At 44.5% G+C, this 1,070-nt stretch carries 1 protein-coding gene; it reads left to right on the top strand.

The window, feature by feature from the left end; translation table 11 throughout:
• A partial coding sequence (locus ABMQ40_RS16605; RefSeq protein WP_370901617.1) for an amino acid adenylation domain-containing protein occupies window positions 1-1,070 on the top strand: 1,070 nt, incomplete at both ends.

Raw genomic sequence — 1,070 nt, 5'->3', positions numbered from 1 at the left:
AACCATTCATCAGGGAATTGAATATCAGGCTGCCAAAACACCTGATGCTACGGCTCTGGTATACAATGATGTTACACTTTCATATCGTGAACTTAATGAAAGATCGAACCGTTTAGCCCATCACCTGATCAGGGAATATCAGCTTCAGCCGGATAATCTGGTACCGTTATGCCTGGAAAGATCCGCGGATATGCTGATCGCAATCCTTGCCGTATTAAAGGCCGGAGCCGCTTATGTGCCGATGGATCCGTCCTATCCTGCGGACAGAATAGGACATATTCTGGAAGATACCGGGGCAAAACTGGTTATCGCACAGGAAAGCACAGCAGAAAAATTACAGAATATAGAGGTCATTGCCATTGATGAAGCTGCCTTTAAGGCAAAGCTTGAAACAGAAGTAACTGACAACCCTGTTACAGAAGTTCATTCAGGGAATCTGGCTTATGTAATCTACACCAGCGGAACCACCGGGCTTCCGAAAGGAGTAATGATAGAGCATAAAGGAGTAATGAATCTTATTGATGCGATGAAAGAAGCTCATCAGCTTGAAAAATATCAGAATGTGGGAGTGTACTCCAATTATGTATTTGATGCCTTTGTCTACGAAATATTCCCTTCTTTGTGCAACGGAAATACCCTATGGCTTTACAGCAATGAGCTTAGGACTTCGGTGAGTGAGCTTAATGAATATATTAAAGCCAACGCCATTGAAGTTTCCTTTATTCCACCGGTGTTGCTGAGAGAAATTGTGGAGAACGGAACAAGCTTAAAGCTGATCCATGCAGGAGGAGAAAGCTTCCCGGCATTGGATCAGAATATTGAGGAGATCACCCTGATCAATGAATATGGACCAACAGAAGGAACGGTATGTGTCACGCTGCATGATTACAAAGAAGCTAAAAATCCTTTGAATATTGGCGGTGCCATTGCGAATACAACCCTGTACGTTCTGGATGCCCAATACCGTCCTGTTCCTGTAGGAGCAGTAGGAGAGCTGTATATCGGTGGTGCGGGTGTTGCAAGAGGCTATCTGAACAGGCCTGAGCTTACCGAAGAACGCTTTATCACCA

This window comes from Chryseobacterium gossypii, from assembly GCF_041361455.1.
GTDB lineage: Bacteria > Bacteroidota > Bacteroidia > Flavobacteriales > Weeksellaceae > Chryseobacterium > Chryseobacterium gossypii.
Note: the sequence above shows the minus strand (reverse complement) of the source record. Positions and strands in the feature narration are given on the sequence as shown.